We start from the raw sequence: 12,807 nt of genomic DNA on the forward strand, positions 1-12,807 counted from the left end.
CGCGCCGCGTAGCCCGAAGGAATCGTCATGTCTCAGAAACGCCCCAACGTCAGCTTCGAATTCTTCCCGACGAAGACCGATGCCGGACACGAGAAACTGCTGAATACCGCGCGAGAGCTGGCCGGCTACAACCCGGACTTCTTCTCCTGCACCTACGGCGCCGGTGGTTCCACCCGCGACCGCACCCTCAATACCGTGATGCAGCTCGACAGCGAAGTGAAGGTACCGACGGCGCCGCACCTGTCGTGCGTTGGCGACAGCAAGGCCGAACTGGTCGAGCTGCTCAACCTGTACAAGAGCAAGGGCATCAACCGCATCGTCGCCCTGCGCGGTGACCTGCCGTCGGGCATGGGCATGTCCAGCGGTGAGCTGCGCCACGCCAACGACCTGGTCGAGCTGATTCGCGCGGAAACCGGTGATCACTTCCATATCGAAGTGGCGGCCTATCCGGAGATGCATCCCCAGGCCCGCAATTTCGAGGATGATATAGCCAACTTCGTGCGCAAGGCCAAGGCCGGCGCCGACAGCGCGATCACCCAGTACTTCTTCAACGCCGATTGCTACTTCTACTTCGTCGAGCGCGTTCGCAAGCTGGGCGTCGATATCCCGGTGATCCCGGGCATCATGCCGATCACCAACTACAGCAAGCTGGCGCGCTTCTCCGACGCCTGCGGCGCCGAGCTGCCACGCTGGGTTCGCAAGCAACTGGAAGCCTACGGCGACGACACCCAGAGCATCCAGCGCTTCGGCGAAGAGATGATCACCGGCCTGTGCGAACGCCTGATCGAAGGTGGTGCACCCGGCCTGCATTTCTACACCCTCAACCAGGCCGCCCCCAGCCTGGCGGTTTGGAAGAACCTGCAGGGCTGATACCGGCCTCGGAGGCCGCGAAAGAGCGAACTTTCGCGGCCTTTTTCTTTCCTAACAGGCGACGAAATCCACTGCACCAGCCAGTTGCATGGACCTGTCAGCCGCGTACCCGTTGACCCGAAGCCCCCTGCTGGTCGACAGTACAGGCGCCCGGATGCCCCAACAGGGGGCATGGCTGCCGGGACGAATTCATCAATGCGCGATCAGCCAGGATCGGCTCGAGTTGTCGCGCTACCACGGGATGCCTGCATGCTCACTCGCCAGAAAATCAACGCCTCGGTGTCGCCGAAAGGCAGCCTGGAAACCCTCTCCCAGCGTGAAGTCCAGCAACTGCGCGAGACCGGCTCGGGCAGCGTCTACGCACTGTTTCGCCAGTGCGCCCTGGCGATCCTCAACACCGGCTCGCACAGCGACAACGCCAAGACCATACTCGAGGCCTACCCGGACTTCGAAGTGAAGATCCACCAGCAGGACCGCGGCATCCGCCTGGAGCTGATCAACGCCCCGGCCGACGCCTTCGTCGATGGCGAGATGATCGCCAGCACCCGCGAGATGCTGTTCAGCGCCCTGCGCGACATCGTCTACACCCAGAGCGAACTGGAGAACAAGCGGGTCGACGTGGACAGCTCCAGCGGCCTCACCGACTACGTGTTCCACCTGCTGCGCAACGCCCGCACCCTGCGCGCCGGCGCTGAGCCGAAGATGGTGGTGTGCTGGGGCGGGCACTCGATCAGCACCGAGGAATACAAGTACACCAAGAAGGTCGGCCACGAACTGGGCCTGCGTGCCCTGGACGTATGCACCGGCTGCGGCCCGGGAGTGATGAAGGGGCCGATGAAGGGCGCCACCATCTCCCATGCCAAGCAGCGCATCGTCGGCGCCCGCTACCTGGGCCTGACCGAGCCGGGCATCATCGCCGCCGAGGCGCCGAACCCGATCGTCAACGAGCTGGTGATCCTGCCGGACATCGAAAAGCGCCTGGAAGCCTTCGTGCGTCTCGGCCACGGCATCATCATCTTCCCGGGCGGCGCCGGCACGGCGGAGGAATTCCTCTACCTGCTGGGCATCCTCATGCACCCGGACAACGCCGAGCTGCCCTTCCCGCTGGTGCTCACCGGCCCGAAGAGCGCCGAGCCTTATCTGCAGCAGCTGCACGACTTCATCGGCGCCACCCTGGGCCGCGAAGCGCAGAACCGCTACGTGCTGATCCCCAATGACCCGGCTGCCGTGGCCCGCCATATGGCGGCCGGTATCAAGGCGGTCAAGCAGTTCCGCCGCGAGCGTAACGACGCCTTCCACTTCAACTGGCTGCTGAAGATCGACGAGAGCTTCCAGCACCCGTTCGAGCCGACTCACGAAGCCATGGCGGGCCTCAACCTGACTCGCGAGCAGCCGACCCACGAACTGGCCGCCAACCTGCGCCGCGCCTTCTCCGGCATCGTCGCCGGCAACGTCAAGGCCCACGGTATCCAGCTGATCGAGGAGCACGGCCCCTACGAGCTGCGCGGCGACAAGAGCATCATGCAACCGCTGGATCGTCTGCTGCAGGCGTTCGTCGAGCAGCACCGCATGAAGCTGCCCGGCGGCTCGGCTTACGTGCCCTGCTATCGCGTCGTCAGCTAAACCGTCGAAGGTGAGGGGTCAGCGCCCTTCGCCGCTTGGCTCAAACAGCCGCCTGCACAGGAGTATCCGATGGCACGTCCGGCTCCCCGCACCCTTCAGGTCATTGCCTCCACCCAGGTCACCCCGCACATGCTGCGCGTGACCTTGGGAGGCGGTGAGATCGACAGCTTTCCGGCGGATCAGGAAAGCGCCTACATTAAGCTGATGTTTACCGCCCCGGGCAGCGACAAGAACCTGGTACGCACCTACACCGTGCGCCAGCAGCGTGTCGACCAGTTCGACGTCGACTTCGTGCTGCACGAGGATGCCGGCCCGGCCTCGCAATGGGCCATGGCCGCCAGACCTGGCGACAGCATCCTCGTCGGCGGGCCGGGGCCGAAGAAGCTGGTCGACAACAGCGCCGACTGGTTTCTGGTGATCGGCGACATGACCGCCCTGCCGGCGATCAGCGTGAACCTTGAACAGCTGCCCGCCGATGCCCGTGGCCATGCGGTGATCGAAGTGATCGACGCCCAGGACATTCAGCCGCTGCGCCATCCCGCTGGCGTCGAGCTGCACTGGCTGATCAACCCGCATCCGGGCCAGAACCCACAGCTGCTGGTCGACCACGTGCGCCAGCTCGCCTGGCTGCCGGGCCGCCCGAGCATCTGGGCAGCCTGTGAGTTCAGCGGCATGCGCGCGCTGCGCCAGCACTTTCGTGAGGAGCGGCAGATCGACCGCAAGGACCTGTACATCTCCAGTTACTGGAAGCTGGGCAGCAGCGAAGATCAGCACAAAACCGTAAAACGCGAGGACGCCGAGGCGCAGGGCGAGTGATCGCCAAGGCCACCGGCCAATCGCTGTAACCCCCGAGTGACAAGGGATAGCGCGACACCAATTGGCGGCAAGTTGTGCCCAACCCCGCCAATCCTGTTACACTCGGGCCTTCCCGCCAGGCTTGCGCCCGGATGCTGCCCCCAGTGGCCAGCAGTACCGGACGGGATTGCACGCCCCACGTGCGATTCAAGCCAGGCACTACACCTATAGGGCCACGCCCTCACCAGACAGGATTGCACATGTCCTTTGCCTCCCTCGGTCTCTCCGAGGCTTTGGTCCGCGCGGTCGAAGCCGCCGGCTACACCCAGCCCACTCCGGTGCAACAGCGGGCCATCCCCGCCGCGTTGCAAGGTCGCGACCTGATGGTGGCGGCCCAGACGGGTACAGGTAAGACAGGCGGCTTCGCCCTGCCGATCCTCGAGCGGCTGTTCCCCAACGGCCATCCGGATCGCGAACAGCGCCACGGCCCGAAACAGCCCCGCGTGCTGGTGCTCACCCCCACCCGCGAACTGGCTGCCCAGGTGCATGACAGCTTCAAGCTGTATGCCCGCGATCTGAAATTCGTCAGCGCCTGCATTTTCGGCGGCGTCGGCATGAACCCGCAGGTGCAGGCCCTGGCCAAGGGCGTCGACGTTCTGGTCGCCTGCCCGGGCCGCCTGCTCGACCTGGCCGGGCAAGGCAGCGTCGATCTGTCCCACGTGGAAATCCTCGTGCTGGACGAAGCCGACCGCATGCTCGACATGGGCTTCATCCACGATGTGAAGAAAGTCCTCGCCCGCCTGCCGGCCAAGCGTCAGAACCTGCTGTTCTCGGCGACCTTCTCCAAGGACATCACCGACCTCGCCAGCAAGCTGCTGCACGACCCCGAGCGCATCGAGGTCACGCCGCCGAACACCACGGTCGAGCGCATCGAACAGCGCGTGTTCCGCCTGCAGGCCAGCCACAAGCGCGCCCTGCTCGCTCACCTGGTCACCGCCGGTGCCTGGGAACAGGTGCTGGTGTTCACCCGCACCAAGCACGGCGCCAACCGCCTGGCCGAGTACCTGGAAAAACACGGCCTGACCGCTGCCGCGATTCACGGCAACAAGAGTCAGAATGCCCGTACCAAGGCCCTGGCCGACTTCAAGGCCAACAAGGTGCGCATCCTGGTCGCCACGGACATCGCCGCCCGCGGCCTGGACATCGACCAGCTGCCCCACGTGGTCAACTTCGAGTTGCCCAACGTCGAGGAAGACTACGTGCACCGTATCGGCCGTACCGGTCGTGCCGGCCGTAGCGGCGAAGCCATCTCCCTGGTCGCGCCGGACGAGGAAAAGCTGCTCAAGAGCATCGAGCGCATGACCAAGCAGAAGATCCCGGACGGCGATCTGATGGGCTTCGATGCCAGCAAGGTCGAGGCCGAGCGCCCGGAAGTACGCGAGCCGCAGAAGCCGCGCCAGCCGCGCGGTGCCAAGGCCGAAGGCGAGCGCCAGAATGGCGGCCGTCGCGACAAGGGCAAGGATGGCGGCAAGGCCAAGAGCCAGCCCCAGGCCAAAGCCAAGCCGGCCCGCGGCCAGCAGCCGCGCAGCCAGGCACGCCCGGCACCGGCTGCAGGCGCTCCCGCCCTGCCACCGGATCGCGCGCCGGATGAATTCCGCGACGACGATATCGACAACTTCGGCAACCGTGTCGACTACGTACCGACCCAGAACAAGCCCCAGGGCCGTGGCCGTCGCCAGGGCGGCGGCCAGAATGCTGGCGGCGCCGGTCAGGCACCGCGCGGTCAGGGCAAGGGCCCACGCACCGGCGGTGGCGGCAGCGCCAATGGCGGCGGCAAACGTCAGGGCCAGGGTCAAGGCGGCGGTCGTGGCCGTGGCGGCGACAACCGTAGCCGTGGCGCGCGTGACAACGTCGTCACGTCGCTGAACCGCGACGAGCTGCCACGCCGTGAAGGCCCGCGTCGCGACGCCCCCGAGAAGCAGCCGATCATCATGCACAAGGCTTCGCGCAGCGACCGTTTGCCGACCGCCGAACAGCTCGATCAGTTGCCGAGCAGCCGTCCGCGTGGCGAGAAGCCCGCTCTGCTGACCCGCAACCGCGACAGCGAGTGACGGCCTCTTGAATACCGGGGCTTGCGGCCCCGGTATTCAAAAGCTCCACAAACAAAAACGCCGGCTCAGAGCCGGCGTTTTTGTTTCTAGCGTAAGACTTACTTGCGCACACCTTCTACGGAGATGATCAGCTCGACTTCCTGCGAAGCCGGGCCCAGATCTTTCTCGATGTTGAAGTCCTTCAATTTCAGCTTGGTGCTGCCCTCGAAGCCGGCACGGTAGCCGCCCCATGGGTCCTTGCCTTCGCCGATGAACTTGGCAGCGATCACAACCGGCTTGGTCACGCCGTTGAGGGTCAGGTCGCCAGTGATGTCGGCAGCGCCCTGGCCAGTCGACTTGACCGACGTGGACTTGAAGGTCGCGGTCGGGTTCTTGCTGACGTTGAGGAAGTCGGCGCTGCGGATGTGCTTGTCGCGCTCCGCGTGGTTGGTGTCGACACTGTCGGTCTTCAGGGTTACGTCGACCTTGCTGGCCTCGGGGTTCTTCTCGTCGAAGCTGAAGGAGCCGTCGAAATCCTTGAAGGTGCCGTACAGCCAGCTGTAGCCCAGGTGGCTGATCTTGAAATTGACGAAGGCGTGCTGGCCTTGCTTGTCGATGGCGTAGTCGGCAGCCATTGCCTGGCCAGCGCCCAGCAGAGCGGTACCCAGCGCCAGTGCAGCGAAAGTCTTCTTCAACATGGGAACTCCTTGTGAGATGAAAATGGATGGCGCTGCAGAGCAACGCCGAAACCGCAGGAAGATCAGCGCCCGAAGATACGCAGCAAGGTGCGATCACGGTCGATGAAGTGGTGCTTCAACGCAGCCAGGCCATGCAGGACCGCAAAGATCACGATAGCCCAGGCCAGGTATTCATGAATCAGGCCGGCGACATCCCCCTGATTGGGAATGCTGGTCACGCTCGCCGGCACCTCGAACCAGCCGAACACGCTGATGCTCCGGCCATCGGCGGTGGAGATCAGGTAGCCGGAAGTCATCAGCACGAACAGCCCCAGGTACAGGAAGCCATGCCCCAGCTTGCTGGCCACTCGCGTCAGCCGACCATGCTCCGGCAGCGCCGGCGGCGGCGGGCTGACCAGGCGCCACGCCAGGCGCGCCAGCATGACGATGAACAGCAGGATACCGATGCTCTTGTGAATATTCGGCGCCGTCTGGTACCAGCTGCTGTAGTAGCTCAGCCCGACCATCCAGAAGCCCAGTGCGAACAACCCGAATACCGCGATGGCCACCAGCCAATGCAGGGAAACGCTGATGAGACCGTAACGAGAGGTAGAATTACGCCACTGCATGGCCTGATTCCAAGAATTGAGTTGGACAGAGATTAGCAACAAACCTATCGAGTAATAGCAGAAATTGTTGCTGTGAAATATCGAGAAAGGCGATAGCTGAACACCATCACCAGAAGCCAAGGAGCTTAGTCCCTGACGCATCCGAGCCGTTCAACGCCTCGCACCCGAACGGTCACTTTCAGCGGATCGACGGTGGCGGACGGCGGAAAACCGCAGGCGCGCGCATCTGATAGGCTTGCCCGCTGACAATTGGGAGAGCGGCTCGATGAGTAACCAACACTGGATGCAGCGTGATCTGGACGTCCTCTGGCACCCTTGTACACAGATGAAGGACCACGAGCGCCTGCCACTGATTCCGATCCGTCGTGGCGAAGGTGTGTGGCTGGAGGACTTCGAGGGCAAACGTTATCTGGATGCCGTCAGTTCCTGGTGGGTCAATGTATTCGGCCACGCCAACCCGCGTATCGGCGAGCGCATCAAAGAGCAGGTCGACCAGCTCGAGCACGTGATGCTGGCCGGCTTCAGCCATCAGCCGGTGGTCGAACTATCCGAGCGGCTGGTACAGATCACGCCGCCGGGGCTGAGCCGGGTGTTCTACGCCGACAACGGTTCCTCGGGCATCGAGGTGGCGCTGAAGATGAGCTTTCACTACTGGCTCAACAGCGGCCAGCCTGCCAAGAAACGCTTCGTGACCCTGACCAACAGCTACCACGGCGAAACCGTGGCGGCGATGTCGGTGGGCGACGTGGCGCTGTTCACCGACACCTACAAGGCGCTGTTGCTCGACACCCTCAAGGTGCCGAGCCCGGACTGCTACCTGCGCCCGGACGGCGTGAGCTGGGAAGACCACTCACGGACGATGTTCGCCGCCATGGAGCAGACGCTCGCCGAACACCACCATGAAGTGGCGGCAGTGATCGTCGAGCCCTTGATCCAGGGCGCCGGCGGCATGCGCATGTACCACCCGATCTACCTCAAGCTGCTGCGCGAGGCTTGCGACCGCTACGGTGTGCACCTGATCCATGACGAGATCGCCGTCGGTTTCGGCCGCACCGGCACGATGTTCGCCTGCGAGCAGGCCGGCATCACCCCGGACTTTCTGGTGCTGTCCAAGGCACTCACCGGCGGCTACCTGCCGATGGCCGCGGTGCTGACCACCGATGAGGTCTACGCCGCGTTCTACGACGAGTACGCCACCCTGCGCGCCTTCCTGCATTCGCACACCTACACCGGCAACCCGCTGGCCTGCGCCGCCGCCCTGGCGACCCTGGATATCTTCGAGGAGGACGGCGTGATCGAGGCCAACAAACGACTCGCCGCGCGCATGGCGAGCGCGACCGCACACCTGGTCGATCACCCCCACGTGGCCGAAGTGCGCCAGACCGGCATGGCCCTGGCCATCGAAATGGTGCAGGACAAGGCCGGCAAGGTCGCCTATCCCTGGCAGGAACGCCGTGGCCTCAAGGTGTACCAGCACGCCCTGACCCGCGGCGCCCTGCTGCGGCCGCTGGGCAGCGTGGTGTACTTCCTGCCGCCCTACGTGATCAGCGAGGAGCAGATCGGCTTTCTCGCTGACGTGGCAAGCGAAGGCATCGACCTGGCCACCCGCACTTCGGTCAGCGTGCCGGTTGGCGACACCCGCTATCCGGGCTTCCGCGATCCGGGCTGACGGCGCCGGCAGGTGGGCACGCCCCTACCTGCCGTCATGCCGTGCTCAGAGCACGCTCAGCGGGTACTCGACGATGAAACGCACCTGACCGGAATCCACATCCGAGGTTCCGGAGATACGATGCGTGGCCTGGCGCAGACGGAACTTGAGGTCCTTGGCCGCGCCGCTCTGCACCACGTATTGCACGTTCACATCGCGCTCCCAGTGCTTCTCGTTGTCGGCGTAATAGGCGTAGGGGCTGGACGCGTCCATCTTGCTGCCATCGACGTTGTCACCGCGGATGTACGAGACGTAGAAAGACAGCCCCGGCACCCCGTAGCTGGCCAGGTCCATGGCGTAGGTAGCGCGCCAGGAGCGCTCGCCCGGGCCGTTGAAATCCACCAGTTGCGACGAGTTGGCCAGGTAGATGGAGTCTTGCGCACCGCCGCCGCCGAGCGTCAGGTAGTCGAACGGCTGATCGCCATGCACCCGTTGGTGGGCGATGGTGAAGGTATGCGCACCGATCGAGTAGGCAGTGGCCAGCGACCAGGCGGTGACGTCGATGTCGCCGGCGACCGACTTGCCCTCATCCAGCGTCCGATAGATGTTGAAATCGAAGTTCAGCGCCTGCTGGTCATCGATTGCCAGGTTGTAGATGGCGTTGCCGTAGTACTGACGCCACAGGTCTTCATAGCGCGAGGCATAGGCACTGAAACTCAAGGCATCGCTGGCTACCCAATTGGCCCCGACATAATCGACACTGCCACCTTCGGCTCCTGGCGCGTAGGTGCTGTAGAAGCCATCGCGGCTACCGGCCTGGTTGAAATCCTTGGACGAAGTGAAATGGCCTGCGTCGATGGTCAGGTCATCAATCTCGGTGCTGGTCAGCTGGAAACCGGTCGCGGTGGCAGGTACCAGGCGAGCATCGGCAACCGCGATCACCGGGTTGTAGGGCCGCAGCTGGCCATACTTGAGTTCCGAATTGGAAATGCGCATTTTCACGGCACCACCGAGGGTGCCGAACTCGTCGTCAGCCTGGTTGGTGGACGAGTCCACCGGCAGCAACCCGGAGCCCGATCGCCCTCGCCCGCTGTCCAGCTTGATGCCCATGTAGGCATTGAGATCGACGCCGAAACCGACGACGCCCTGGGTATAACCCGAGCTGTATTCGAGGTGAAAACCCTGGCCCCATTCGCGGTTGTCCTGGGCCCCGCTCGCATGGCGATCCATATGCCAGTAAACATTGCGGATCAGCAGATTCAGCGTGCTGTCTTCGAGAAAACCCTTGGATTCGGCCTGGTTCGCCTGAGCGGTGGAAATGGCCAGAAGACTGGCGCTCAGCGCCATCAACGATAATCCGGTACGTTGCACGATCATTATTATTCCCTATGCGTGGAATGTAGCGGCGGATAGTCCGCCCTTGGAACAGGATGGGCTGCAGCGCCCACGCCGCTGCACGGCAACAGGTTTCCCCTGCCTGACGTGCGTTCGCGTGAGCCACCCACCCCTTGATCAGCCCTGCCGTGTTGAAGCGCCCCGGGAATGCGGCCCGGGAGCAAGGCCGTTCTTTTTTACCCTATGGCCAATGGACGCATCGTCGCAACCCTCGATGCCGGCAAGCGGCGCTCCTGTACACCGATCGCGAGCGACTCACACCAACCACCGCGTGGCCTGCAGCAGCGCTGCGGTCATCGACGGCCTGCAGAAAAACGACCATCCGGTTATGCTTGCCCACCCTCAGCCCGTATCCGTCACCGACCATGCGCCTTTCCCGCTTCTTCATCGACGCCCCCCTTTCCCTCGGCCAACACGAACTGCCCGAGGCTCAGGCCCACTACATTGGCCGGGTGCTGCGCCACGCCGCGGGCGACGCGGTGCAGCTGTTCGATGGCAGCGGCCAGGAGTTTCTCGGCGAGCTGGTCGAGGTGGGCAAGAAGACGGTGCGCGTCGAGCTGCGCGAGCAGTTCGCCGGGCAGGCCGAGTCGCCCCTGCACATCCACCTGGGCCAGGGCCTGTCCCGTGGCGAGCGCATGGACTGGGCGATCCAGAAGGCCACCGAGCTGGGCGCCCAAGTGATCAGTCCGATCATCAGCGCGCGCTGCGAAGTACGCCTGAAGGATGAGCGCACCGACAAACGCATGGCCCACTGGCGTCAAGTGGCGATCAGCGCCTGTGAGCAGTGCGGACGCTCGGTGATTCCGCTGATCCATCCGCCCATCACGTTGACCGACTGGTTGCAGCAAACCCGGGCGGATCTCAAGCTGGTGCTGCACCCCGTTGCCGAGCCGCTGAGCAGCCATGCCAAACCCGCGTCGGTGGCCTTTCTGATCGGCCCCGAGGGCGGCCTGACCGATGCCGAAGTCGAGCAGGCGCAGGGCACCGACTTCCACGCCGCGCGTCTGGGGCCGCGCGTACTGCGCACCGAAACCGCGCCGGTGGCGGGCCTGGCGCTAGCCCAGCACTTGTGGGGCGATTTCTAGGAACCGGTTCAAAACCCACTCCGTCGGTGTGGAGACAGCGCATCGCGCAAAGCCGCAAGAAAACTGTGGCCAATTGGCTATCATCAGCAGACGGCCCGTGCGCACCGGGCATGATGAGAACCCACCATGAATGACCGCTATTCCGGCACCCAGATCACGCTGCACTGGCTCAGCGCCCTGCTGGTCATCTGCACCCTGTCGCTGCCTTATGCCCAGGATCTGGTTGCCGATCTGCTCGGCGGCACTGGCGGGGTGTTCACCCTGCACAAATCCCTGGGCCTGACCATTCTGCTGCTGACCGTGCTGCGCCTGCTGGTGCGTGCTCGGCAAGGCACACCGCGGTTGTTGGCCGACCACGCACGCTGGCAGCACACCGCGGCGAAACTGGGCCATGGCGTCCTTTATGTGCTGTTGCTGGCGATGCCCCTGAGCGGCCTGCTGTTCGGCAAGCGGCCGGTGGAAATGTTCTGGTTGGTGACCATCGATCCGTTGCCGGTTTCCGATGCAACCCGCGCCCTGGCCCGCCAGTTTCATCTGACGGCCAAGTACCTACTGTTTGCCTTGATTCTGGGCCACGCCTGCATGGCGCTCTGGCACCACTATGGGCTGCGCGACGGCGTGCTGCGAGCGATGCTGCCGCGCCGCTGATCGCCGGGGCGTTGAACGCGCCCCGGCCAACGCCTTAGAGATCGTCGAGGATATCGGCCATATCGTCGGCGTGTTCTTCTTCCTGGGCGAGGATGTCTTCGAAGATGCGTCGCGTGGTCGGATCATCGTTGCCGAGGAAGGCAATGATCTCGCGATAGCTGTCGATGGCGATGCGCTCGGCCACCAGGTTCTCGGTCACCATGTCCTTGAGCGAACTGCCCGCGACATACTCGGCGTGGGAACGCGCGGTCAGCGTCGCCGGGTTGAAATCCGGCTCGCCACCAAGCTGGGTGATGCGCTCGGCCAGCTTGTCGGAGTGCTCCAGCTCCTGCTGGGCATGTTCGAGAAACTCGGCCGCCGCCACGCTGGCCTTGAGGCCGCTGGCCATGTGGTAGTGGCGCTTGTAGCGCAGGTAGCAGACCAGCTCGGTGGCCAGCGACTCGTTGAGCAGGCGCAGCACGGTTTCACGGTCGGCCGTGTAGCCCTCAGTGATCGCTCCGGATTCGAGGTGCTGGCGGGCACGCTGGCGCAGAATGCTGATATCGGTAAGAGGGGTGCTCATGGCTTTTCTCCATCGGCTTACGGTTGAGTGCGCCCGCTCTGCTGGCCGGCGTCACTCGTGTGTGAGTCGCTGCGAAGAAGAAAAGTTTGACCTGTTTCTGAGTGTTACTGCTGTTTCGTCTGTGGCCTAGAACCTGTTCAAAGTCAGCTGCGCGCGGGCAATGCGGCATTAAAGACAGGCTGGATTGCCAGCCCAGTCGGACTGCTCATTTACAGATCGTAAAGTCGAGCGCGACTCCGACCGGTCCTCGCCTGTTTTTGCGGGGCCGCCTAGGCCTTGCTTTGCTCTAGCTCGCGAGACTTTGAACAGACTCTTAGATCAGCTCGGCATCGGCAAGCAGTTGCTCGAGACCTTCGAGATCGGGGATGCGCAGCACGACGTCATCCACCTTTACCGCCGCCAGCTCCAGCGGCGCCAGTTCGGCATCGGCACGTGGCAGATCCTCGGTCACTCGCAGGGAGCGTGGAATTCCTTGCACCAGCAGAGCAATGAATTTGACGTTGGCGCGCCCGCCCAGGGCGTTGAGGATGGCGATCCGCGCGCCACTGCCGACCACCGGCTGCCCGCCACTGGCGGCCTCGAAGCTCAGCAACGGCAGGCTCAGATCGCGCCAGGCCACCTGACCGAGAAACCAGTCCGGCATACCGCCCATGGCCGGTGGCGCGCGATAGGGAATCAGCTCGGCCACCGCCACGTTGGGCAGCAGCAGCGTGCGATCGGCCAGCGGCACGACCAGACCGGTCAGGCTGCTGACGCTGTTCTGGGTAGCGACGGCTTGGCTCATG

At 64.1% G+C, this 12,807-nt stretch carries 12 protein-coding genes; 7 read left to right on the forward strand and 5 right to left on the reverse strand.

Features of this window, described 5'->3' with window-relative positions; translation table 11 throughout:
* Nucleotides 1-27 precede the first annotated feature (27 nt).
* From metF to rhlE2, 4 genes are all read left to right on the forward strand, one after another.
* Nucleotides 28-870: a methylenetetrahydrofolate reductase [NAD(P)H] gene (metF, locus tag BM279_RS02065; RefSeq protein ID WP_093500485.1), complete on the forward strand. Its 843-nt coding sequence runs from the start codon at nt 28-30 to the stop codon at nt 868-870.
* Between the two features lie 249 nt (nt 871-1,119).
* Nucleotides 1,120-2,493 (forward strand): nucleotide 5'-monophosphate nucleosidase PpnN, encoded by a 1,374-nt coding sequence (gene ppnN, locus BM279_RS02070; RefSeq protein WP_093500487.1) that lies wholly within the window; start codon nt 1,120-1,122, stop codon nt 2,491-2,493.
* Between the two features lie 69 nt (nt 2,494-2,562).
* Nucleotides 2,563-3,309, forward strand: coding sequence for a siderophore-interacting protein (locus BM279_RS02075; RefSeq protein WP_093500489.1), 747 nt, complete (start codon nt 2,563-2,565; stop codon nt 3,307-3,309).
* A gap of 239 nt (nt 3,310-3,548) precedes the next feature.
* Nucleotides 3,549-5,399 (forward strand): RNA helicase RhlE2, encoded by a 1,851-nt coding sequence (gene rhlE2, locus BM279_RS02080; RefSeq protein WP_178109841.1) that lies wholly within the window; start codon nt 3,549-3,551, stop codon nt 5,397-5,399.
* 98 nt (nt 5,400-5,497) lie between these two features.
* On the opposite strand, the gene BM279_RS02085 is transcribed toward rhlE2, so the two are convergent.
* Both BM279_RS02085 and BM279_RS02090 read right to left on the reverse strand, forming a co-directional pair.
* The gene (locus BM279_RS02085; protein ID WP_093500491.1) at nt 5,498-6,076 is read right to left on the reverse strand and encodes a YceI family protein; all 579 of its coding nucleotides are present in this window, start codon (nt 6,074-6,076) and stop codon (nt 5,498-5,500) included.
* Nucleotides 6,077-6,138: 62 nt separating this feature from the next.
* Nucleotides 6,139-6,684 carry a cytochrome b gene (locus BM279_RS02090; RefSeq protein ID WP_093500493.1) on the reverse strand — a complete coding sequence of 182 codons (546 nt, stop codon included), beginning with the start codon at nt 6,682-6,684 and terminating at the stop codon, nt 6,139-6,141.
* A gap of 265 nt (nt 6,685-6,949) precedes the next feature.
* Between BM279_RS02090 and BM279_RS02095 the strand changes: the two genes are divergently transcribed.
* A complete protein-coding gene (locus BM279_RS02095; RefSeq protein ID WP_093500495.1) occupies nt 6,950-8,353 on the forward strand; it encodes an adenosylmethionine--8-amino-7-oxononanoate transaminase in 1,404 nt (467 codons plus the stop codon).
* A 45-nt stretch (nt 8,354-8,398) separates the two neighbouring features.
* On the opposite strand, the gene BM279_RS02100 is transcribed toward BM279_RS02095, so the two are convergent.
* Nucleotides 8,399-9,709 (reverse strand): OprD family porin, encoded by a 1,311-nt coding sequence (locus BM279_RS02100; protein WP_093500498.1) that lies wholly within the window; start codon nt 9,707-9,709, stop codon nt 8,399-8,401.
* Between the two features lie 383 nt (nt 9,710-10,092).
* Here BM279_RS02100 and BM279_RS02105 point away from each other — a divergent pair, with 383 nt between their 5' ends.
* Both BM279_RS02105 and BM279_RS02110 read left to right on the forward strand, forming a co-directional pair.
* Nucleotides 10,093-10,812, forward strand: a complete 720-nt coding sequence (locus BM279_RS02105; RefSeq protein WP_093500500.1) for a 16S rRNA (uracil(1498)-N(3))-methyltransferase — start codon at nt 10,093-10,095, stop codon at nt 10,810-10,812.
* A gap of 126 nt (nt 10,813-10,938) precedes the next feature.
* Nucleotides 10,939-11,460, forward strand: coding sequence for a cytochrome b (locus BM279_RS02110; RefSeq protein WP_093500503.1), 522 nt, complete (start codon nt 10,939-10,941; stop codon nt 11,458-11,460).
* Between the two features lie 34 nt (nt 11,461-11,494).
* Here the strand turns inward: BM279_RS02110 and BM279_RS02115 are convergent, their stop codons facing one another.
* Together BM279_RS02115 and BM279_RS02120 are read right to left on the reverse strand one after the other, a co-directional pair.
* Entirely contained in the window at nt 11,495-12,022 is a 528-nt protein-coding gene (locus BM279_RS02115; protein ID WP_093500505.1) for a ferritin-like domain-containing protein, read from the reverse strand.
* Between the two features lie 313 nt (nt 12,023-12,335).
* Nucleotides 12,336-12,806 carry a chemotaxis protein CheW gene (locus BM279_RS02120; protein ID WP_093500507.1) on the reverse strand — a complete coding sequence of 157 codons (471 nt, stop codon included), beginning with the start codon at nt 12,804-12,806 and terminating at the stop codon, nt 12,336-12,338.
* Between the last annotated feature and the right edge of the window lies 1 nt (nt 12,807).

Origin of the sequence: Phytopseudomonas straminea (assembly GCF_900112645.1) — a bacterium.
Lineage (GTDB): Bacteria > Pseudomonadota > Gammaproteobacteria > Pseudomonadales > Pseudomonadaceae > Aquipseudomonas > Aquipseudomonas straminea.